This window comes from Streptomyces sp. NPDC059851 (assembly GCF_042732005.1).
Taxonomy (GTDB): Bacteria; Actinomycetota; Actinomycetes; order Streptomycetales; family Streptomycetaceae; genus Streptomyces.
This window is the reverse complement of record NZ_JBHWJJ010000046.1, coordinates 32,908-54,428: the sequence shown is the minus strand read 5'-3', so window position 1 is coordinate 54,428 and position 21,521 is coordinate 32,908. Positions and strand designations below refer to the sequence as shown.

At 72.8% G+C, this 21,521-nt stretch carries 17 protein-coding genes and 1 tRNA gene; 4 read left to right on the top strand and 14 right to left on the bottom strand.

Going from position 1 to position 21,521, the window contains the following annotated elements:
- Positions 1–48: 48 nt before the first annotated feature.
- Both ACFV7Q_RS18365 and ACFV7Q_RS18360 read right to left on the bottom strand, forming a co-directional pair.
- Positions 49–2,247, bottom strand: coding sequence for an MMPL family transporter (locus tag ACFV7Q_RS18365; protein WP_385429529.1), 2,199 nt, complete (start codon positions 2,245–2,247; stop codon positions 49–51).
- A 113-nt stretch (positions 2,248–2,360) separates the two neighbouring features.
- The gene (locus tag ACFV7Q_RS18360) at positions 2,361–2,951 is read right to left on the bottom strand and encodes a TetR/AcrR family transcriptional regulator (protein WP_385429541.1); all 591 of its coding nucleotides are present in this window, start codon (positions 2,949–2,951) and stop codon (positions 2,361–2,363) included.
- A gap of 161 nt (positions 2,952–3,112) precedes the next feature.
- On the opposite strand from ACFV7Q_RS18360, the gene ACFV7Q_RS18355 reads away from it, so the two are divergent.
- Complete coding sequence (locus ACFV7Q_RS18355) at positions 3,113–6,409, top strand: S41 family peptidase (RefSeq protein WP_385429527.1); 3,297 nt, start codon at positions 3,113–3,115, stop codon at positions 6,407–6,409.
- Positions 6,410–6,422: 13 nt separating this feature from the next.
- Here ACFV7Q_RS18355 and ACFV7Q_RS18350 read toward each other — a convergent pair whose 3' ends face one another.
- From ACFV7Q_RS18350 to ACFV7Q_RS18340, 3 genes are read right to left on the bottom strand one after another with little or no spacing between them, the layout of a single operon-like run.
- Positions 6,423–7,316, bottom strand: coding sequence for an SDR family oxidoreductase (locus ACFV7Q_RS18350; RefSeq protein WP_385429525.1), 894 nt, complete (start codon positions 7,314–7,316; stop codon positions 6,423–6,425).
- Positions 7,313–8,311, bottom strand: a complete 999-nt coding sequence (locus ACFV7Q_RS18345) for an alpha/beta fold hydrolase (RefSeq protein WP_385429523.1) — start codon at positions 8,309–8,311, stop codon at positions 7,313–7,315. The genes ACFV7Q_RS18350 and ACFV7Q_RS18345 overlap by 4 nt, the downstream gene beginning before the upstream one ends.
- Positions 8,308–9,909: a flavin-containing monooxygenase gene (locus ACFV7Q_RS18340; protein WP_385429521.1), complete on the bottom strand. Its 1,602-nt coding sequence runs from the start codon at positions 9,907–9,909 to the stop codon at positions 8,308–8,310. Before ACFV7Q_RS18340 ends, ACFV7Q_RS18345 begins: the two co-directional genes overlap by 4 nt.
- A gap of 141 nt (positions 9,910–10,050) precedes the next feature.
- Between ACFV7Q_RS18340 and ACFV7Q_RS18335 the strand changes: the two genes are divergently transcribed.
- Positions 10,051–10,791, top strand: coding sequence for a MerR family transcriptional regulator (locus ACFV7Q_RS18335; protein ID WP_385429520.1), 741 nt, complete (start codon positions 10,051–10,053; stop codon positions 10,789–10,791).
- Here the strand turns inward: ACFV7Q_RS18335 and ACFV7Q_RS18330 are convergent.
- Positions 10,773–11,576, bottom strand: a complete 804-nt coding sequence (locus ACFV7Q_RS18330) for an exodeoxyribonuclease III (RefSeq protein WP_385429518.1) — start codon at positions 11,574–11,576, stop codon at positions 10,773–10,775. The two genes, ACFV7Q_RS18335 and ACFV7Q_RS18330, sit on opposite strands and share 19 nt — an antisense overlap.
- A gap of 38 nt (positions 11,577–11,614) precedes the next feature.
- Here ACFV7Q_RS18330 and ACFV7Q_RS18325 point away from each other — a divergent pair, with 38 nt between their 5' ends.
- Positions 11,615–12,106, top strand: a complete 492-nt coding sequence (locus ACFV7Q_RS18325; RefSeq protein ID WP_385429516.1) for a GNAT family N-acetyltransferase — start codon at positions 11,615–11,617, stop codon at positions 12,104–12,106.
- Positions 12,107–12,304: 198 nt separating this feature from the next.
- Here ACFV7Q_RS18325 and ACFV7Q_RS18320 read toward each other — a convergent pair.
- From ACFV7Q_RS18320 to galU, 7 genes are all read right to left on the bottom strand, one after another.
- Positions 12,305–12,378: transfer RNA gene (locus ACFV7Q_RS18320), tRNA-Ala, on the bottom strand.
- Between the two features lie 73 nt (positions 12,379–12,451).
- Positions 12,452–13,480, bottom strand: coding sequence for a hypothetical protein (locus tag ACFV7Q_RS18315; RefSeq protein WP_385429514.1), 1,029 nt, complete (start codon positions 13,478–13,480; stop codon positions 12,452–12,454).
- 182 nt (positions 13,481–13,662) lie between these two features.
- Entirely contained in the window at positions 13,663–14,286 is a 624-nt protein-coding gene (locus ACFV7Q_RS18310) for a GNAT family N-acetyltransferase (RefSeq protein ID WP_385429512.1), read from the bottom strand.
- Positions 14,287–14,303: 17 nt separating this feature from the next.
- Entirely contained in the window at positions 14,304–14,783 is a 480-nt protein-coding gene (locus ACFV7Q_RS18305) for a molybdenum cofactor biosynthesis protein B (protein WP_385429539.1), read from the bottom strand.
- A gap of 134 nt (positions 14,784–14,917) precedes the next feature.
- Positions 14,918–15,397 carry a cyclic pyranopterin monophosphate synthase MoaC gene (gene moaC, locus ACFV7Q_RS18300; protein ID WP_385429510.1) on the bottom strand — a complete coding sequence of 160 codons (480 nt, stop codon included), beginning with the start codon at positions 15,395–15,397 and terminating at the stop codon, positions 14,918–14,920.
- Positions 15,398–15,522: 125 nt separating this feature from the next.
- Positions 15,523–16,872, bottom strand: a complete 1,350-nt coding sequence (gene glp / locus ACFV7Q_RS18295; protein WP_385429537.1) for a gephyrin-like molybdotransferase Glp — start codon at positions 16,870–16,872, stop codon at positions 15,523–15,525.
- Positions 16,873–16,933: 61 nt separating this feature from the next.
- On the bottom strand, positions 16,934–17,836 hold the full coding sequence (gene galU / locus ACFV7Q_RS18290) for a UTP--glucose-1-phosphate uridylyltransferase GalU (RefSeq protein WP_385429508.1): 903 nt from the start codon (positions 17,834–17,836) through the stop codon (positions 16,934–16,936).
- Between the two features lie 95 nt (positions 17,837–17,931).
- Between galU and ACFV7Q_RS18285 the strand changes: the two genes are divergently transcribed.
- The gene (locus ACFV7Q_RS18285) at positions 17,932–18,570 is read left to right on the top strand and encodes a 5-formyltetrahydrofolate cyclo-ligase (RefSeq protein ID WP_385429507.1); all 639 of its coding nucleotides are present in this window, start codon (positions 17,932–17,934) and stop codon (positions 18,568–18,570) included.
- On the opposite strand, the gene ACFV7Q_RS18280 is transcribed toward ACFV7Q_RS18285, so the two are convergent.
- The gene (locus tag ACFV7Q_RS18280) at positions 18,554–21,421 is read right to left on the bottom strand and encodes a penicillin acylase family protein (RefSeq protein WP_385429506.1); all 2,868 of its coding nucleotides are present in this window, start codon (positions 21,419–21,421) and stop codon (positions 18,554–18,556) included. The two genes, ACFV7Q_RS18285 and ACFV7Q_RS18280, sit on opposite strands and share 17 nt — an antisense overlap.
- Positions 21,422–21,521 lie beyond the last annotated feature (100 nt).

Below are 21,521 nucleotides of genomic sequence, written 5' to 3'. Positions count from 1 at the left end.
GCCGGTCCCAGGGGGACCGACCGGTGACGGGGCCGGGCCTTCGTGCGGTCAGGCCTTGACCAGCAAGCGCTCCTTGTCCGGGCCCTCCGCGGAGTCGGCGGCCTCCAGGTGCTTGCGCAGGCTCTCGCCCTCCACGTCCACGTTCGGCAGCAGCCGGTCCAGCCAGCGCGGCAGCCACCAGGCCTTGTGGCCGAGCAGGGCGAGCACCGCCGGGACGATGGCCATGCGGACGACGAAGGCGTCGAAGAAGACGGCGACGGCCAGGCCGAATCCGATCATCTTCACCATCTGCTCGCTGGCGCCGATGAACCCGGCGAACACCGCGATCATGATCACGGCGGCGGCGACGACCACGCGGGCGCTGTACTGGAAACCGGTCACGACGGCCTGGCCCGGGCGCTCGCCGTGGACGTACGCCTCGCGCATCCGGGTGACGAGGAAGACCTCGTAGTCCATGGCCAGGCCGAAGACGACGCCCACCATGAAGATCGGCATCATGCTCATGATCGGGCCGGTCTGCTCCACCCCGAAGAGCGAGCCGAGCCAGCCCCACTGGAAGACGGCGACGACCGCGCCGAGGGCGGCGACGACCGACAGCAGGAAGCCGAGGGCCGCCTTGAGCGGCACCAGGATCGAGCGGAAGACGACCATCAGCAGCAGGAAGGCGAGGCCGACGACGAGCGCCAGGTAGGGCAGCAGCGCGTCGTTCATCTTCTGCGAGAAGTCGATGTTCATCGCGGTCGCGCCGGTGACGAGGACGTCGTCCCCGCTGCCCTCGCGGATGTCGTGGACGAGGGCCTCGGTCTGCGAGGAGGACGGGCGGTCCTTCGGGATGACGGTGATCACGGCGGCGTCGCCGGCCTCGTTGGGCGTCGGCGGCACGACCACGGCCACGCCCTCCAGGCCCTTGATCCGGTCCGCGGTCCCGTCGGCGAGCTTCTTGTCGCCGTCGACGACCACCAGCAGCGGGCCGTTGAAGCCGGGGCCGAAGCCCTCCGAGAGCAGGTCGTACGCCCGGCGCTGGGTGGTGGAGACCGGCTGGGCGCCGTCGTCGGGAAGGCCCATCTCCAGCTTGCCCGCCGGGACAGCGATGGCGCCGAGGCCGATCACGCCGACGAGGAGGACGAGCACGGGGCGGCGCAGGACGAAACGGGCCCACCGGGTGCCGGCGTTGGCCTTGGGCTCGGCGCCGGCCGGGCGGCCCTTGCCGAACAGCTTGCTCCTCCTGCCCGCCGGCAGCACCTTCTTGCCGGCGAAGGCCAGGATGGACGGGACCAGGGTCAGGGCGACGAGGACGGCGATGACCACGGTGCCGGCGGCGGCGAGGCCCATCTTGGTCAGCATCGGGATGTTGACGACGGCCAGGCCGACGAGGGCGATGACCACGGTCAGGCCGGCGAAGACGACGGCGGAGCCGGCGGTGCCGACGGCACGGCCCGCGGCCTCGTCCCGCTCGCGGCCCTCGGCGAGCTCCACGCGGTAGCGGGAGACGATGAAGAGGGCGTAGTCGATGCCGACGGCGAGGCCGATCATCATCGCGAGGGTGGAGGTGGTGGAGCCGAGGTCGAGCACGTTGGCGAGCGCGGTGACGGTGGAGACGCCGATGCCGACGCCGATCAGCGCGGTCAGCAGCGGCAGTCCGGCCGCGATCAGCGAACCGAAGGTGATGACGAGCACGACCGCGGCGACCGCGATGCCGATGACCTCGCCGGAGCCGCTCTCGGGGACGGTCATGAGGGCGTCGCCGCCGATCTCGACGGTCAGCCCGGCGGCCTTGGCAGCCGCGCCGGACTCCGTGAGCGCGTCGCGCGTGTCGTCCTTCAGCTCCATGCCGCTGACGGTGTACTTCACGCTGACGTACGCGGTGGAGGCGTCCTGGCTGACGGCCTGCACCTGGAAGGGGTCGGCGACCGAGGCGACCTGGGCCTTGCCCGGGCCCTCCTGGAGACCGGAGACGATCTTCTGGACCTGGGCCTTGTTCGCCTCGTCGGTGATCTTGGCACCCTGCGGGGCCTTGATGACGATCCGGGCGGAGGCGCCGTCGGCGGCCATGCCCGGGAACTTCTCGTCGAGCAGGTCGAAGGCCTTCTGGGCCTCCGTGCCGGGCATGGAGAACGAGCCGGAGGTGGGCGCGCCGGCCGACGCCGCGCCGAAACCGGCGGCGAACAGCAGCGCCACCCATATGAGGGCGACGAGGCCGCGGCGCCGGAAGGCGCCCCGGCCGAGACGGTAGAGGAAGGTGGCCACGGAGGCGGTCTCCCGTTCTGGTCGTGGTGGATCCGGTACGGATCAGGGCGTGGGGAGCCGGCCCGACGACGAGAGCGGCGTGTCAGGAGCAGCAGGAACGGTGTGCGGGTGACTCAGACGCCGAGGGCGGGGAAGACCACGGCGTCGATGAACTCGGCGAGGAACTCCCGGTCGACGGACCGGTCCTCGATGAGGGGCAGCGCGATGAAGGCCCCGATGAGCATGTGCGGTACGAAATCGAGGGCCGGACAGTCCGGGGCGATCTCACCCCGGTCGACGGCCCGTCGGAGCATCCCCCGGAGGCCGATGATCTCCGGGTCGATCAGCAGCTCCCGCAGGGCCTGGTGGAGTTCCGGGCTCGTGTGGACGGCATGGGCCAGGCCCCGGATCAGGGCGGTGTCCTTGGCCATCTGCGCGTCGTCGGAGTGCTGGACCATGAGTGCGAAGTCCCCGCGCAGGCTGCCGGTGTCGAGCTCCTCCAGGGAGACCGGCTGCGTGCAGCGCAGGGCCCGGGCGACCAGCTCCGGCTTGCTCCCCCACTGGCGGTAGAGGGTGGCCTTGCTGGACTTGGTGCGGGCGGCGACCGCGTCCATGGTGAGCGCGTCGTAGCCGACCTCGCGCAGGAGGTCGAGGACCGCTCCGTGGAGTTCGGCCTCCCGTTCGGGGGTGATGCGGCTGCGCCGCGACGAGACCTCGTCGGACACCACGGCCCTCCCTTCGAACGAAACCGTTTCGTACTTCACGTCGTACGGGTACGACGATACCTCCGGCACCAGCGAAACGAAACAGTTCCGTTTCGCTTTCGGCGTGGCATGGATCACCTGTACGAGTTGCCGGGCCCCCCTGGCGCGGAAAGCATTGTGGGGTGAGCCACGACCTCGCGTACCTCCGCTTCCCGCACCTCCACGGCGACCTGCTGTGCTTCGCCGCAGAGGACGACCTGTGGATCGCACCGCTGGTCCCCGAAGGCCAGAGCCCCGGCCGGGCCTGGCGGATCACGGTCGACCGCACCCGCATCGGCCACCCCCGCTTCTCCCCGGACGGCCGCCACATCGCCTACACGACCTGGCGCAGCCTCGACCCGGAGATCCACCTCGCCCCCGTCGAAGGCGGCCCGGCCCGCCGGCTCACGTACTGGGGCGCCACCGACACCCGGGTCTGCGGCTGGACCCCGCCCGACAACGACGGCCGCAGCGACATCCTGGCCGTGTCCTCGCACGGGCAGCCGTTCTCCTACTTCGCGTGGGCCTACCGCCTCCCCACCGACGGCTCCCCCGGCGGCAAGCTCCCCTGGGGCCCGGTCTCGGACATCGCCGTGCACGAGGAGGAGCACGACGGCGAGGGCCCCGGCGGGCGACGCACCCTACTGCTGACCGGCAAGCCCCCGCACGAGCCCGCCTCCTGGAAGCGCTACCGCGGCGGCGCCACCGGACGGCTCTGGCTGCACGGCAAGCGGCTCCTGGAGGACCTCGGCGGCCACCTCGACGCACCGATGTTCGTCGCCGGCCGGATCGCCTTCCTCTCGGACCACGAGGGCATCGGCAACCTGTACTCCTGCCTGCCCGACGGCACCGACCTGCGCCGGCACACCGACCACGAGGAGTTCTACGCCCGGCACGCCTCCAGCGACGGCTCCCGCGTCGTCTACCAGTGCGCCGGGGACATCTGGCTCGTCGATTCGCTGGACCCCGGCTCCGCCCCGCGCCGGCTCGACGTCCGCCTCGGCGGCCCGCGGGCGGGCCGGCGCACCTACCAGGTGCCGGCCGGCAGCCACGTCGACTCGCTGTCCGTCGACACCACCGGCCGGGCCAGCGCCGTCGTCGTCCGCGGCAGCCTGTACTGGCTCACCCACCGCGACGGGCCCGCCCGGACGATCGCCGAAACCCCGGGCGTACGGGTGCGGCAGCCCGAGATGCTCGGCACGGGCGGACAGGTCGCGTACGTGACGGACGCGGAGGGCGAGGACGCCGTCGAGATCGCCTACCTGCCGCGAGCCTCCGGCGACCGGGAACCGCGCCGGCTGGCCTCCGGGCAGCTGGGCCGCGTACTGGAGATGGTGGCCGACCCCGCCGGGGAGCGGCTCGCGATCGCCTCCCACGACGGGCGGCTGCTGCTCGTCGACGCGAGGGAGGAGTCGGCCGGCGAGGTCACCGAGCTCATCCGGTCCATCAACGGGCCCGTCACCGACCTGGCGTTCTCCCCGGACGGCTCGTTCCTGACCTGGTCGCACCCGGGCGTCGGGCACGCGCTGCGGCAGATCAAGATGGCCCGCATCTTCGGTCCCGGCGCGCGGCACATCGTGGACGTCACCAGCGGCCGCTTCGTGGACGAGAACCCGGTCTTCACCCGCGACGGCCGCTACCTGGCCTTCCTGTCGTGGCGCGGCTTCGACCCGGTCTACGACGTGCACACCGGCGACTTGTCCTTCCCGCTGGGCTGCCGCCCGTACCTGGTGCCGCTGTCCTCGGCGACCCCCTCGCCGTTCGCGTTCACCCCCGACGGTCGGCCCGCGGCGGGCGGCCTCGACCCGGTGGAGGGGGAGTCCGGCGAGGAGGGCGACGGCTCGGTGACCGTGGAGGTGGAGGGCCTGGAGAGCCGCGTCACCCCGTTCCCGGTGACGGCGTCCAAGTACTCGGCCCTGTACCCGGTGCACGGCGGCGGACTGGTGTGGCTGCGCTGGCCGATCTCGGGCGCGCTCGGCGAGACCTTCGCCAACCCGGCCGACACCAGCGGCAAGCCCACCCTGGAGCACTTCGACATCACCAAGGCCCGCAAGACCGAACTGGCCTCCGGACTGGACTGGTTCGCGGTCAGCGGCGACGGCACCCGGCTCGTCCTCAACGACGACGGCGACCTGCGGGCCGTCCCCGCCACCGAGGCCGGCGACGGCGACTCCACCGTCTACCTCGACCTGCGGCGCGTCCACCACGAGGCGGACCCGGCGGCCGAGTGGCGGCAGGCCTACGAGGAGGCCGGACGGCTGATCCGCGCCTACTTCTGGGAGCCGGAGATGTGCGGCATCGACTGGGACGGGGTACTGCGCCAGTACCGGCCGCTCGTCGAACGCGTCGCGTCCCCCGACGAGTTCGCGGACCTGCTGCGCGAGGTGCTCGGCGAGCTCGGCACCTCGCACGCGTACGTCTCCCCCGCCCGCCGCAACGAGGGCCCGCCGCACTACCAGCGGCCCATCGGGCTGCTCGGCGCCGACCTCGTGCCCCGCGACGGGGGCTGGGCCGTCCGGCGCATCCTGCCCGGCGAGTCCTCCGACTCCAAGGCCCGCTCCCCGCTGGCCGGCACCGGCATCCGGGAGGGCGCCCTGCTCACGCACGTCGACGGGCGGCCCGTCGACCCGGTCACCGGTCCCTACCCGCTGCTGGCCGCGGCCGGCGGCACCACCGTCGAGCTGACCTTCGCCCCGGCGGAAGGCGAGGGCGCGGCCCGCCGCGTGGCGGTGGTCCCGCTGATCGACGACCGGCCGCTGCGCTACCAGCACTGGGTGTCCAAGCGCCGCGCCGTGGTCCGTGAGATCAGCGGCGGCAAGTGCGGCTACCTGCACATCCCCGACATGGGCGGTTCGGGCTGGGCGCAGTTCAACCGGGACCTCCGGATGGAGATGTCCCGGCCCGCGCTGATCGTGGACGTGCGCGGCAACGCGGGCGGGCACATCAGCGAACTGGTGGTGGAGAAGCTCACCCGCTCGATCCTGGGCTGGGACCTCACCCGCAACGCCCAGCCGGTGAGCTACGCCTCCAACGCCCCCCGCGGCCCGATCGTGGCGCTGGCCGACGAGGCGACCTCCTCCGACGGCGACATGATCACCGCGGCCTTCAAACTGCTCGGCCTGGGCCCGGTGGTCGGACAGCGCACCTGGGGCGGCGTCGTCGGCATGACCGGCCGGCACACCCTGGGTGACGGCACGGTCATCACGGTGCCCATGAACGCCGCCTGGTTCCCGGAGTACGGCTGGTCGGTGGAGAACCACGGCGTGGAGCCGGACTTCGAGGTCCTGAGGACCCCGCTGGACTGGGCGGAGGGCCGCCACGGGGAACTCGACGACGCCGTGCACCTGGCGCTGGAACTCCTGGAGCAGGAGCCGGCCGCGGTGCCGCCGGGCTACGAGGACGTCCCCGACCTGCGGCGGCCGAAGCTGCCGCCGCGGTAGGGGCCGTCACGGTTCACCCCCGGCGCGTGCCGGGGGTGCGCTCCCTCTCGTCGGCGGCCCCACCGGCCCCGACGAGCCCCTTGGAGACGCCCGCCAGCCGGGGCTCGAACCGCTTCATGTCCCGCAGCCCGCCGATCGCGATGATCCCGGGCAGCCAGCCCCGTACGCCCTGCGTGCCGCGCAGCCACCGCTGGGCGTACACGTGCGCCGAGCGCCGCTCGATCCCGGCGACGATCCGGTCCACGGCCGGGCCCAGCGGGTAGGTGCGGTTCGCCGGCCACGGCAGGCGCTGCCGCAGCTCCCGCATGACGTCGTCCCGGTCGGCGCCGCGCACCATGTCGGTGTCGGTCCAGGACAGGTAGCCGACGCCGACCTTGACGCCCTTGTGGGCGACCTCGGCCCGCAGGCAGTGGGCGAAGGCCTCGACGCCGGACTTGGAGGCGCAGTACGCGGACATCATCGGCGCCGGGGTGATCGCGGCGAGCGAGGCGATCTGGAGGAAGTAGCCGCGGCTCTCGGTGAGTGCGGGGAGGAAGGCCCGGCCCGTGACGGCGCTGCCGATCAGGTTGACCTCGACCACCCGGCGCCAGGCCTCGGGGTCGGAGTCGGCGAACGGCCCGCCCGCGGCCACCCCCGCGTTGGCGACGACGACGTCCACCTTGCCGAAGCGCTGCCCGACTTCCTGCGCCACCCGGGCCATGGCCTCGTGGTCGGTGACGTCGGCGTGCCAGTGGTCGCTGTCGGTGGGCAGGCGCTCGCAGACCTCCTTGAGGGCCTCCGGTTCCAGTCCCACCAGGGCGATCCGCGCGCCGCGCGCGGACAGTTTGCGGGCGAGCAGCTCGCCGACGCCGCGGGCGGCGCCGGTGACGACGGCGACCCGGCCTTCCAGACTCCTGTGCGCGCTCACGGCTTCCTCTCCTTCGTGGGTGTGCCGGTGTCAGTGGCGGTGGCGGTGGCCGTTTCGGTGGCGGTGGCGGCCGGGCCTGCCGCGGGTGCACCGGTGCCGAGGTGGGCGGCGGTCAGCTCGCGCACCGCGCCCGCGACGGCCTCGGGGGCTTCGATCGGGGTCATGTGGCCCATCCCGGTCAGCTCGGTCAGTCCCACGCAGTGCGGCAACGCGGCGGCGATCCGTCGGGCGTGCACGATCGGGGACAGCCGGTCGGCGGTGCCGCCGAGGACGGCGGTGGGGACGGTGAGCGCGGCCAGGTTCGCGTCGACGTCCAGCCCGGCCAGGACCTGCGACCAGGCGTGCCGGACCGGGGTGGGGCAGGCGTGCACGATCCGGGCGCAGGCTTCGACCCGATCGGGCGCCGAACCGGGGCCCATCGTGGCGTACTTGAGCACCCGTTTGGCGGGCGGGGTGACCGGACCGAGCGGCGCCCGGGAGCCCAGGAGCGCACGGGTCAGGCGGGTCCGCAGGGGCCCGGGGCGCAGCGGCACGACGAGTGCCTCGTCGGCCAGCCGGGAGCTACCGGTGCTGCACAGCAGGACGGCGGCGGCGTGCTCGGCCAGCTCGGGCCGCCCGGCGGCGGCCATGATCGTCATGCCGCCCATGGAGTGCCCGGCCAGGACGGCCCGCTCGCCGGGGGCCAGGGCGGCCCGCAGCACGGCGGCCAGGTCGTCGGCGAGGGCGGTGGTGGAGTAGCCGGAACCGGCGGGGCTGCGGCCGTGACCGCGCTGGTCGTAGGCGATGACCCGGTGGTCGATCGAGAGGTCGCGGATCTGGGCCGCCCAGAAGGCGGTGGAGCAGGTCCAGCCGTGGGCGAGCACGACGGCCGGCGCGTCCGGCTCGCCGTGCTCCTCCACGTGCAGCCGCGCTCCGTCGGCGGATACGGCGACCAGCTCGCGGCGGGCGGCGGGCGGCGCGTACCGCCCGCTGGTGACGTGCATCAGGCGGCTCACGCGGCGCCCCCCTCGGCCGGGGCGGCGGTCTCGCCGGCGGGCGCGGCGGCCGGGACCGGGACCCGCCCGGGCCCGGGCTCCCGGAGGCGGACGACCTCGTACTCGCCCATGTCCACGGTCCGCGTCAGCCTGCGGAACTCGCCCGTGGTGCCCGGCCAGACGGTGGTGTTGCGGCCCTGCGCGTCCAGGTACCAGCTGGTGCAGCCGCCGGTGTTCCACACGGTCCGCTCCATCCGGGCCTGGACCTGCCGGTTCCACCGGTTCACGGCTGAGGGCCGGGCCGCGAGGGCGACCCGTCCGCCGAGGACGTCGAGCTGGCGCAGGTAGTCGGCCATGTAGTTCAGCTGCGACTCGATCATCAGGATCATCGAGCTGTTCCCGAGCCCGGTGTTCGGTCCGATGATCGTCATCCAGTTCGGGAACCCTGCGGCGGTCGCCCCGCGCAACGCCTGCATCCCGTCCTTCCAGTGGTCCGCGAGGGTGCGGCCCTCCGCGCCCACCACCCGGTCCGCGATCGGCATGTCCGTGACGTGGAAGCCCGTACCGAAGACGATCGCGTCGGCCTCGGTCTCGGTGCCGTCGGCGGCGACGAGGACGCCGCCCCGGACCTCCTTCAGCCCGGAGGCGACCAGGTCGACGTTGGGGCGGGCGAGCGCCGGGTAGTAGTCGCTGGAGAGCAGGATCCGCTTGCAGCCGATCCGGTACGAGGGCGTCAGCTCGGCGAGCAGCGCCGGGTCCTTGATGGAGCGGGCCATGTTGGCCTTGGCCAGGGACTCGATCAGGCCGAGCTGGTTCGGCCGCTTGGTGAAGGCGCTGACCTGGAGCTCCCGGATGCCCCACAGCAGCCCGCGCCGCGCTGCCCGGGTGAACGGCAGCTGCCGGTGCAGCCAGCGTTCGACGGAGCTGATGGCCCGGTCGGTGCGGGGCAGTACCCACGGCGGGGTGCGTTGGAAGAGGGTGAGCCGCTCCACGTCGGGCGCGATGGCCGGGACGATCTGGATGGCGGAGGCGCCGGTGCCGACCACGGCGACCCGCTTGCCGCGCAGGTCGTAGCCGTGGTCCCAGCGCGCGGAGTGGAAGACGGCGCCGGGGAACCCGGCGAGTCCGGGGATCTCGGGCGTCTTGGGGTCGGACAGCGGCCCGGTCGCGGAGACGACGACGTCGGCGGTGAGCGCGCCGGCGGAGGTTTCGAGCTCCCAGCGCAGCTCGTCGGCGTCCCAGCGGGCCGTGAGCAGTTCGGTGTCCAGCCTGATGTGCGGACGCAGTCCGAAGGTGTCGGCGACGTGCTCCAGGTACGCCCGGATGTGGGGCTGGCCCGAGAAGGTCCGCGGCCAGTCGGGGTTGGGCGCGAAGGAGAACGAGTACAGGTGGGACGGCACGTCGCAGGCGCATCCCGGATAGCTGTTGTCCCGCCAGGTCCCGCCGACGGAGTCGGCCCGTTCGAGTACGACGAAGTCCGTGATCCCCTCGCGGCGGAGCCGGACGGCCGCGCCGAGCCCGCCGAAGCCGGACCCGATCACCGCCACCCGGACGTGCTCGCGCCGCCGGCCGCGGTCGCCGCTCTCGTGCCCGCCCCCGCGCCTGTCCGTGCCGCCCATGCCGCCTCCCAGCCACCACAACACACCATCGCGCACACTGCCAGCAATCACTGGCACAATCGGGAGGGTAGAGCAGCTCCGTACCGCTGGGTAGGGGTCGCGCCCGGAAAGTTACTGCCGGTACGCCATAGGCTTCGGCCCGTGGCAGACACGGAAGCGGGGACGACAGTGCGCGAATACCGTACGGAAGAGCTGGCCGAGGCGGCCGGCATCCCCGTCCGCACCCTGCGCTTCTACCGCGAGCGCAAGCTCCTGCCGCCGCCGCGCCGCGAGGGCCGGATCGCCTGGTACGACGACCACCACCTGGCCCGGCTGCGCACCATCACCGCCCTCCTCGAACGCGGCCACACCCTCGGCGGCATCGCCGAACTCACCGCCGCCTTCGAGAACGGCCGCGACGTCGGCCAGCTCGGCGAGCTGCTCGGCATCGGCTGGTCCGAGGAGACGCCCGTCCGCCTGACCCCGGAGGCGCTGGCCGACTACTTCGAGGGGGAGGTCACCCCGGAGAACCTGGCGGCCTCCCTCGACCTCGGCTACCTGGCCACCGACGGCGACGAGATCGTCCACGTCAGCCGCCGCCTGCTGGACGTCTCCTCGGCCCTGGTGCGCGAGGGCGTCCCGCTGGCCGCCGTCCTGGAGACCGGTCGCCGGGTCCGCGAGCACGCGGACGCCCTGGCCGTCCTGTTCGCCGGGCTGATCACGGAGCACCTGGACGGCGAGGCGGTCACCCGTCTGCGCCCGCTGGCCAAGAGCGTGGTCGAAGCCGAGCTCTCCATGGCCATGGACCGCCTCCTGGCCGCGGCACGGCCCGCGGCCCCCGGGGACCCCGTGGCCCCCGAGGGGCCTCAGCAGCCTCGGACGCCTCAGACACCGGCCCCGTAGACGACGGTCACCGGCGCGTGGTCGGACCACCGCTCCGGATGGGTCTCGGCCCGCTCCACGAAGGCCTTGACGGCCCGCTCCGCCAGCCCCGGCGTCGCGACCTGGAGGTCGATCCGCCAGCCGGAGTCGTTGTCGAAGGCCCGCCCGCGGTAGGACCACCAGGAGTACGGCCCCTCCGCGTCGGGGTGCAGTTCCCGTACGACGTCCACGTAGCCGGCCTCGGAGTAGACCTTGCCGAGCCACTCCCGCTCCTCCGGCAGGAAGCCGGCGCTCTTGCGGTTGGTCCGCCAGTTCTTCAGGTCCGCTTCCCGGTGGCAGATGTTCCAGTCGCCGCACACGACGACCTCGCGACCGTCGGCCGCGGCCTTTTCCTTCAGGGCCGCCAGATAGGGCAGGAACTCGTCCATGAACCGGTACTTCTCGTCCTGCTTCTCGGTCCCGGCCTCCCCGGAGGGCAGGTAGAGGCTGGCGACGACCACGCCGGGCAGGTCGACCTCCAGGTAGCGCCCGGAGCCGTCGAACTCGTCGCTCCCGAAGCCCACCTGCACCCGCTCGGGCTCCCGCCGCGTGTACACCGCGACGCCGGCCCGCCCCTTGGCGGCGGCCGGCGCGAAGACCGTGTGCCAGCCCTCGGGCTCCCGTACTTCGTCCGGGATCTGCGCCTCCTCGGCCCGCACCTCCTGCAGGCAGACGACGTCGGCCTGGGAGCCGGCCAGCCACGGCGAGAAGCCCTTCTTGGCGGCGGCGCGGATCCCGTTCACGTTCACGGAGGTCACGGTGAGCATCCCAGCACCATAGCCGGCCCCTTCCGTACGATGTCCTGATGTCTCACGGGATAGACCTGCGCGCCGTGCCGTACGACCACCCGGACGCGATCAGGCTCAACGACCAGGTCCAGCTCGAATATCAGGTGCGGTACGACGGCGAGGGCGACGCCACCTTCCTCGACCCGGCGATGTTCCTCCCGCCCCAGGGCCTGTACCTCGTGGCGTACGACACAGGGGGAACGCCGTTGGCCACCGGCGGCTGGCGCACCCAGGACGAGAGCGACGAGGGCTACCGCGACGGCGACGCCGAACTGAAGCGCATGTACGTCGTCCCCGGGGCCCGCGGCCTCGGCCTCGCCCGCCGGATCCTGGCGGAGCTGGAGGCCGACGCCCGTGCGGCCGGCCGCACCCGCATGGTCCTGGAGACCGGCGACAAGCAGCCGGAGGCCATCGCCCTCTACCTCTCCTCCGGCTACACCATGACGAAGAAGTTCGGCTACTACCGCGACTACGACTCCAGCCGCTGCATGGCCAAGCTGCTGGCCTGACGGCCCGCCGCGTTCCAGGATCCCGCCCGGCCGGCGACCGGGTGGGATCCTCTGCACCGCCCCCTCCGACGGACGGACGGGAAAACCTGCCCGTCGTTCCGCCTGGAACTCCGCCGTAAACGCCGAGATCCCGCCCGGCCTTTCGGCCGGACGGGATCTCGTGACGATTCCCGGTAGCTATCCGAGAACTGTCGTTTGTGGACCTGTGGGGATTTGAACCCCAGACCCCCTCGATGCGAACGAGGTGCGCTACCAGACTGCGCCACAGGCCCTTGCGACGTGTGAAACATTAGCATCCCGGCGTCGCTGCACCAAAATCCGTTCCCCGGAGCGGCCTCTCGGCGGTCATTCGTTGGCCGCGCGGGGGCGGTCGTCGCTCTCGTACTGGTCGAACAACGGCGTCCGGCCGCGGTCGCGGCCGCGCGGGCGGGCACCCTGCTGGGGTGCGGCGGCGTCCGGCTTGGCAGGGGGGCCGGGCTGGGCGCGCAGCCGCGGGTCGGTCGGCTCGGCCGCGCTGGAGCGGGAGGCGCTCCAGGCGTCCGGGGCCGCCGGGCCGGTGGCGCGGGGGGCGACGGGGGCGGTCACGTAGGTGGGCAGGGGGACGGGGACCGGCTCCCAGCTGTCGCCGCGGCCGGGGCCGCGCTCGCGCTGCTGGTCCACCCACTCGGCGTGGTCGGTCTGCTCGACCAGGGCGCGCCGTCCGGCCTCCTGCGGGGAGACCGGCGGTGCGGGCTCCGGGTCCGCCCCCGGGACCTCCACGGCCTCGCGGCGGCCGGTGCGGCTCTCGCGCAGCTGCCGGGCGGCCGCCTCCGCGCGTCGACGGTCCATGGTGAACTCGTAGCGCCGTCGTTCCTGGGCGCGCAGGTACGCGATGTACCCGCTGAGCAGGACGGCCGGCAGGCCGGGGGCCCACAGGTAGGCGACGCCGCCGACCGCGGCGACGACGGCGCCCAGCGTGAAGACGAGGAAGAGGAGCGCGGTGGTGCGCCGGCGGCGGGCGAGGACCTGGAGGCGCTGCTGGCGCCGCTGTCGCTCCGCCACGGCCTGCCGCTCCACGATCGCCGACCTCGGCTCCGTCCTGGTTGCGGGCATGCCGACGGGCCGGGCGTCGGCGTCCACGGCGTTCACCGTTTCCGTCGCGGCGTCCGGATCCGCAAGGTACTGGGGCTCCGCCTCCTGGTCGGTACGCTCACGCAGCCCCTTGGCGTAACGGCGCTCCATTCCCGCCCGGCCGGAAAGCAGCCGGATGGCAGTGGAGAAGCGTTCCGTCGGACGGGCCTCGTTCAGCTCGTCCTGCCTCCGGAGCCACATGGGCACCAAGTAGGCGGCCCAGGCCCCCACAATGACTGCGTAGATGAGGCCGCTGCTGCTCACACCTCACACGGTAGAGGGATACGGCCTGGGGGATCCGCCAATTGGGCCGGTGTGTCGCACGAACCGGCTGATATCACCGACTTTTTTTGTGATTCTTCGGATCTGGATATGGACGAATCAGAAACCGGGCCCAGAAATTCGAACGCATATTCGGATTCGTGAGGGGCGGAGCCCCCAACCGTTTATGGCGCGCCCGTCCCGGGCAGCCCTCGGTCCCGGTCCCGTGTGCGGTGCCAGCGGGACACCAGCCCCTCGGGGACCTCCTCCACCGTGAGCGCGTACACCAGGTGGTCGCGCCACGCGCCGTCGATGTGCAGGTAACGCGGCCGCAACCCCTCCTCGCGAAAGCCCAGCTTCTCCACCACGCGCCGGCTGGGCCCGTTCTCCGGCCGGATGCACACCTCGATCCGGTGCAGTCCGACCCTGGCGAAGCAGTGGTCCACCGCCAGCGCCACGGCGGTGGGCATCACCCCCCGCCCCGCCACCTCGCGGTCCACCCAATAGCCGATGTGACCCGCGCACATGGAGCCCCAGGTGATCCCGGCGACCGTCAGCTGGCCGACCAGCCTGCCCTGGTACTCGATCACGAAGGGCAGCATCCGCCCCGCGTTCGCCTCCGCCCGCAGGTGGCGGACCATCTGCCGGTACGTCGGGCGCTGGACCACCGGCCCCCAGGGCGCGGGCGGCGGAATCGTGGCCTCCCACGGTCGGAGCCATTCCCTGTTGCGCCGGTTCACCTCGCGCCAGGCGCTCTGGTCCCGCATTCTTATCGGCCGGAGGGTGACGTCGCCGTCGGTGAGCGCCACCGGCCAGGTGGGTCCGTTCAGCTCGGGCTCCCCGACGGTGCCGGGTGGTCGCCGCCCCGGATCTGGTCCACCGCGTGCGGCAGGATCCGCGCCAGGACCGCGAGGCCGTCGCGGACGCCTCCGGTGGAGCCGGGCAGGTTGACGATCAGGGTGCGGCCGGCCACGCCCGCGCGCCCCCGCGACAGGGCCGCGGTCGGCACCTTCGCCAGGCCCTCCGCCCGGATGGCCTCCGGGATGCCCGGGATCTCGTAGTCCAGCACCCGCGCGGTGACGTCCGGGGTGCGGTCGGTCGGCGAGATGCCGGTGCCGCCGGTGGTCAGGATGACGTCGTACCCGGCGGCCACGCCCTCGCGGAGCGCCTGCTCGACGGGCTCGCCGTCCGGGACGACGCGCGGGCCGTCCACGGTGAAGCCGAGCGCCAGCAGCCCCTCGGCGAGCAGCGGTCCGCCCTTGTCGGCGTACACGCCGGCCGAGGCGCGGTTGGAGGCGGTCACCACGAGCCCGCGCGCCTGCCGGGCGCCAGCCGTGGCGGGCGGGACCGGCGCCGCGCCGACGTCCGCACCGGCTGCCGGGTCGCCGCCCCCGCCGTGGGCGTGGGCGTGGCTGAAGGCGTCGCCGCCGCGCGGGGCGGTCACCCGCGCGTCCAGTCGCCGGACTTGCCGCCGGTCTTCTCCTCCACCCGGACGTCCGTGATGACGGCGCCCTTGTCGACGGCCTTGACCATGTCGATCACGGTGAGCCCGGCGACGGCGACGGCGGTCAGCGCCTCCATCTCCACGCCCGTGCGGTCGGTCGTCTTGACGGTGGCGAGGATCTCGACGGCGTCGTCGGCGACCGACAGGTCCACCTTCACCCCGGAGACGGCCAGCGGATGGCAGAGCGGGATCAGGTCGGGGGTCTTCTTCGCGCCCATGATCCCGGCGATCCGCGCGGTGGCGAGGGCGTCGCCCTTGGGTACGCCCTCGCCGCGCAGCAGCTCGATCACCTGCGGGGAGACGAGCACGCGCCCGCTGGCGCGCGCCGTCCGCGTCGTGACGTCCTTCTCCGAGACGTCCACCATCCGGGCCGCGCCGGCCTCGTCGATGTGCGTCAGCCTGCTCTGCGTGTTCATGGGTCCGTACCGCTCCCGCTCCCGGGCCCCGAGGGGGCCTGTGTGGTGCAACACGCTACCGGCACCCGCCGACACGGGGGCGCGCCGGGGGAACGGGTCCGGGCGCCCCGCGGCCGGTCGCCGGCTCAGCCGAGCGGGATCACGTCCAGCTCGGTGCCCGGCTCCACCGAGGTGACGTCCTCCGGTACGACCACCAGCGCGTCGGCGTGGGCCAGTGCGGCGATCAGGTGCGAGCCGGATCCGCCGACCGGGCTGACGGTGCCGCTGTCCGCGTCGTACGCGCCGCGCAGGAACTGGCGGCGGCCGGCCGGGGAGCCGAGCGCCTCGTCCGTCTTCAGGGCGGCCCGGACGCTCGGCCGGCTGACGTCCGGCAGGCCCATGAGCGCGCGGATCGCGGGCCGGACGAACAGTTCGAAGGAGACGTACGAGGACACCGGGTTGCCGGGGAGGGCGAGCAGCGGGGTGTGGTCGGGGCCGATGGTGCCGAAGCCCTGCGGCTTGCCGGGCTGCATGGCCAGCTTGCGGAAGTCCATCCGGCCGGCGTCCGGCTCGTCGGGGCCGGTGCCGATCGAGGACAGGGCCTCCTTGACCACGTCGTACGCGCCGACGCTGACGCCTCCCGTGGTGACCAGCAGGTCGGCGCGGACCAGCTGGTCCTCGATGGCGGCCTTCAGGGTCTCGGCGTCGTCGGCGACGGCCCCGACCCGGTAGGCGATGGCCCCGGCGTCCCGCGCGGCGGCGGCCAGCGCGAAGCTGTTCGAGTCGTAGATGGCGCCCGCGACCAGGGGCTCGCCCGGCTGGACCAGCTCGCTGCCGGTGGACAGCACGACCACGCGCGGACGCGGCCGGACCCGTACGGTGGCGCGCCCGATGGCGGCCAGCAGGGCGATCTGCGACGGGCCGAGGACCGTGCCCGCGGCGAGCGCGAGGTCGCCGGCCTGGACGTCGCTGCCGCGTGCGCGGACGTGCGCCCGCGACTGCGCCGGTCGGTACACCCGTACCTCGCCGCCCGCGCCCTCGGGGGCCGCGCTGGCCGGGGCCATCCCGGCGGCCGCGCCGCCGCCCGTGCCGCCGTCGGTCCACTCGACCGGTACGACGGCCTCCGCACCGGGGGGCAGCGGCGCCCCGGTCATGATCCGGGCGGCCTGGCCGGGGCCGACGGTGGGCAGCTCGCCGCTGCCCGCCGCCACGTCCCCGACGACCGTGAGGACCGCGGGGAACTCCTCGCGGGCGCCCTGGACGTCGGCCGTGCGGACCGCGTACCCGTCCATCGAGCTGTTGTCGAAGGGCGGGAGGGCGACGGGCACGGTGACGTCCTCGACCAGGAGACAGCCCTGGGCATCGAGCAGCTGGAGTTCGATCGGCTCCAGCGGCCGGACGGCGGCGAGTACGTCCGCGAGGTGCTCGTCCACCGACCACAGGCGCTGGTGCTCGGAGGAGCCGCCGGTGTCCTGCGGCGCCTCCGCCGTCTTCACCGTCTCCGCCGGCTCCGCTGCCTGCGACGCCTGTGATGCCTCAGGGCTGCTGCTCAAGGTGCTACATCTCCTCCGTGACGTAACGGCGAAGCCAGGTGCGGAACTCCGGGCCCAGGTCCTCACGCTCGCACGCGAGGCGGACGATGGCCCGCAGGTAGTCGCCGCGGTCCCCGGTGTCGTAGCGGCGGCCCCGGAAGACCACGCCGTGCACCGGGCCGCCCACGGTCTCGTCGGCGGCCAGCTTCTGCAGGCCGTCGGTGAGCTGGATCTCCCCGCCGCGGCCCGGCTCGGTCTCCCGCAGTATGTCGAAGATCGCGGGGTTGAGGACATAGCGTCCGATGACCGCGTAGTTGCTCGGCGCGTCCTCGGGGTCCGGCTTCTCGACGAGGCCGGTGATGCGGACGACGTCGTCGTCGTCCGTGGGCTCGACGGCGGCGCAGCCGTACAGGTGGACGTTGGCCGGGTCCACCTCCATCAGGGCGATGACGGTGCCGCCCGTCCGCGCGTGCACGTCCGCCATCTGGCGCAGCAGCGGGTCGCGGGGGTCGATGAGGTCGTCGCCGAGGAGGACGGCGAAGGGCTCGTTGCCGACGTGCGGCTCGGCGCACAGGACGGCGTGGCCGAGGCCGCGCGGGTCGCCCTGGCGGACGTAGTGCATGGTGGCCAGGTCGCTGGACTCCTGGACCTTCTTCAGGCGGTCGTCGTCGCCCTTGGCGGCGAGCGCCGACTCCAGCTCGTAGTTGCGGTCGAAGTGGTCCTCCAGGGCCCGCTTGTTACGCCCTGTGATCATGAGGACGTCGTCCAGGCCGGCCGAGACGGCCTCCTCGACGACGTACTGGATGGCCGGCTTGTCCACGACCGGGAGCATTTCCTTGGGCGTCGCCTTCGTCGCCGGGAGGAAGCGGGTGCCGAGGCCCGCGGCAGGGATGACTGCCTTTTTGATCACGGGGTGCAACTGAGTCATGGGCAGAACCATAGTGGGTGATGCCGTGGCCCCCGTTTGGAAACCGGTAAGTAGATCAACGTTTGATCCTTTTTGAGAGGAAATGCGAGTCACCAGTGGTAACGACCCCGCCGCACCCGGCCCACCCGCCCCAGCCGTCCGCCAAGACGCTGCTGCGCCGCGAACTGCTGGCCGCCCGCCGCGCCCTGTCCCCCGCTTCCCTGCGCACCTCGGCCCGCGCACTGTCCCGCTCCGCCCTGGCCCTGCCCGAGCTGGCCGGCGCCCGCACGGTGGCCGCGTACGTCTCGGTCGGCAGCGAACCGGGGACCCGCGACCTGCTGGACGCGCTGCGCGCCGCCGGAAAGCGGGTGCTGCTGCCCGTCCTGCTGCCCGACAACGACCTCGACTGGGCCGTCTACGAGGGCTCGGGCTCCCTCGCCGAGACCGCCCACGCCGGGAAGATGCCGCTGTTGGAGCCCGACGGCCCGCGCCTCGGGCCGGAGGCGGTCACCGGCGCGGACACGGTCCTGCTGCCCGGGCTGGCGGTCGACGGGCGGGGGATGCGCCTCGGGCGCGGCGGGGGCTCGTACGACCGGGTGCTCGCGCGGCTGGAGCGTGCCGGGGCGCATCCGGCGCTGGTGGTGCTCCTCTACGACGAAGAGGTGGTCGCGCGGGTCCCGGAGGAACCGCACGACCACCCCGTTCAGGCGGTGGCCACCCCGTCGGGGGTGGTCCGTTTCACGGATTCAGCGTGAGCCGGTACTCCGTCGCCTTGTCCACGGCCTCCTTGCCGAAGGGCCAGTCGAGCAGGTCGCCCTTGGCCCACAGCGTGGTCTGGTCCGTGTAGTTGTCGTGGTACGCGTGCCCGGAGGCGCCGGTGAGGTTGATCCACCGGGACTTGTCCAGGTCGCCGAGGTTCACGACCATCCGCATGGACGGGACCCAGGTGACCCCGTAGCCGCCGGCCGCGTTCCAGCCGGTCGCGTTGACGGTGGCCTCGCCGCCGCCCAGGTTCCACGGGCCGCGGTTGAGCACGAACTGCAGGAACTCCGGGCCCTCCTTGCCGATGGTCTGGTTCTTGAGCGTCAGCTGGTGCATGCGGCCCCAGCTCCAGGTGGACTGGTCCTTGCCGAGCTTGGCGGTCAGCTCCCAGCGGGCGTCGACCATGGCGCGCGCGAAGAGCTCGTCACGGGTGGTGGTCGCCGGCTTGTTGCGGAGGGCGGGCGACTGCCACCAGGCCGACTTCTCGTCCTTGATCAGGCGGCGGACCACCTCGAACCAGCGGTCGCCGCCGTCGGGCTGGGCCGAGTCGGCATCGCGGGCACCGCATTCCCGGACGGTCTTGGCCAGGTCGTCGGCCGGTCCGCTCGTCTCCTCGCGGACGTTCCTGCAGCTGCCCTGGATGCGCAGCTCCTTGGGCAGCTTGTCACCGAAGGCCAGGCGGAGGATGTTGCTCCAGACCGCGTTGAAGTAGGCGGCCGCCGCCGAGTCCGGCTCCTGGGTGTAGTTCCAGCCGTCCAGCAGCTTCTGCGCGGCGCGGACGTCCGGGTCGCTCATCTCGATCTTGGCGAGGATCGGGGTCAGCAGTGCGGCGATCTCGCTGCTGTTGTCCATCTGCATGGCGCGCATGTCGTCGCTGGAGACCTTGCCGCTGTCCTTGATCTTCGCCTCGATGAGGTCGTTGATCCGCTGGCTGCGGGCGCCGTAGCCCCAGTCGCCGGTCAGCAGGTGCGGGTACTTGCCGGCGCCGGTGCCGTTCTCCACGACGGCCTGGTTCGCGGTGACGATGTAGCCGCGGGACGGGTTGTAGTCGTACGGCATCTCGTCCTGCGGGACGTAGCCGGCGTTGCCGTCCTTGCCGCCCTTCCAGGCGTACTTCGGGTCCCAGCCCGGGGCGGGCATGCGGCCGTCGCCGGCGCCGCGGAGCGGGATGCGGCCCGGGGCCTGGTAGCCGATGTTGCCCTTGACGTCCGCGTAGATCAGGTTCTGCGAGGGGACCTCGAAGTCGCGGGCGGCGGCGCGGAAGCCCGCGAAGTCCTTGGCCCGGTTGAGCTTGAAGACGGCGTCCATCGACTTGCCCGGGTCCAGGGCGGTCCAGCGCAGGGCCACGGCGTAGCCGTCGCCGCGGTCCGGGGCCGAGGGGGGCACGGGGGCGCGGCTGCCGACCGTACCGAGCTCGTCGCTGCGGTCGGAGACCAGCGGGCCGTTGTTGGTCGAGCGGATGGTGATCTTCTTGGGGGCGCCGCCGGCGACCTTGATCTCCTCCACGCGGGTCGTGAAGGGGACCACCTTGTTGTCGTATACGTAGCCCTCGGGCCGGACCTGCTCCAGGTAGAGGTCGGTGACGTCGGCGCCGAGGTTGGTCATGCCCCAGGCGATGTCCGTGTTGTGGCCGATGACCACGCCGGGCATGCCGGAGAAGGTGTAGCCGGCCACGTCGTACTGGCACTGGGCCGAGACGGTGCGGCAGTGCAGGCCCATCTGGTACCAGACCGAGGGCAGCTGCGGGGACAGGTGCGGGTCGTTCGCGAGCAGCGGCTTGCCGGTCGTCGTGTACTTGCCCGAGATGACCCACGAGTTCGAGCCGATGCCGCTGCCGTTGGGGCCGAGGATGGCCGGGATCTGGTCCAGGGTCTTGGCCAGGGAGGTCAGCGAGGTGCGCAGGCCCACGGACGCGCCCTGCGCGGTGGCGTTGCCCGCGAGGCCGGACTGCGGGGCGGTGGAGGCCTGGTTGGCGGTGGAGGCGCCCACGGCGCCGGGGCCCGTGCCCGCGGTGCCGGAGCCGGTGGTGCCGGAGCCGGATGCGGAGCCCGTGCCCTTGCCGCCGTCGGAGCCGGAGGTGCCCTGGGGCGTGAACTTGCCGCCCTCGATCTTGCCGCCCTCGACGACCGGCTTGTTCCGGTCGAAGGGGTACGGCGGGTAGAGCTCGTCGATCTGCTGCTGCGTGAGCTTGTTCGCCATCAGGGCGCGGTCGATCTCGTCCTGCATGTTGCCGCGCAGGTCCCAGGCCATCGCCTTGAGCCAGGCCACCGAGTCCACCGGCGTCCACGCCTCGGGCCGGTAGTCGTCGCTGATCTTGAGGGCGGCGTGCTCGACGGAGAGGTCCTTGCCGGACTTCCCCTTCATGTACGCGTTGACCCCGTCGGCGTAGGCCTGGAGGTACTTCTTGGTCTCCGCCGAAAGCTTCGAATCGAACTCCGCCTGGGCGACCTGGCGCCAGCCGAGGGTGCGCAGGAACGCGTCGGTCTCGACCTGGCCGGCGCCGAACATCTCCGAGAGCCGACCGGAGGTCATGTGGCGGCGTACGTCCATCTCCCAGAAGCGGTCCTGGGCGTGGACGAAGCCCTGGGCCCGGAAGAGGTCCTCGTCGTTGTCGGCGTACAGCTGGGGAATGCCGTTGGCGTCGCGCTTGACCTCGACGGTCGCCTTCAGGCCGGGAACCTTCAGGGAGCCGGTGGTCTGGGGGAAGGAGGCCCGGACGGTGTCCAGGCTCCAGTACGTTCCGTACCCGAAGCCCGACAGGAGCGCCAGGACCAGAACGAGCACGAGCAATCGGGCGCGTCGTCCCTTCTTCTTGACGGAAGGGGCGGATTCTTTGGCGGGCATCGCTGTCCTTAGAGGGGCAGGGTGGTCCTGGCAGTACTGGAAGCAACCATAGGCGCAGGACCGCTTCCGTTGATCCGCCAGGGGTCGAGGTCCTCAGGAC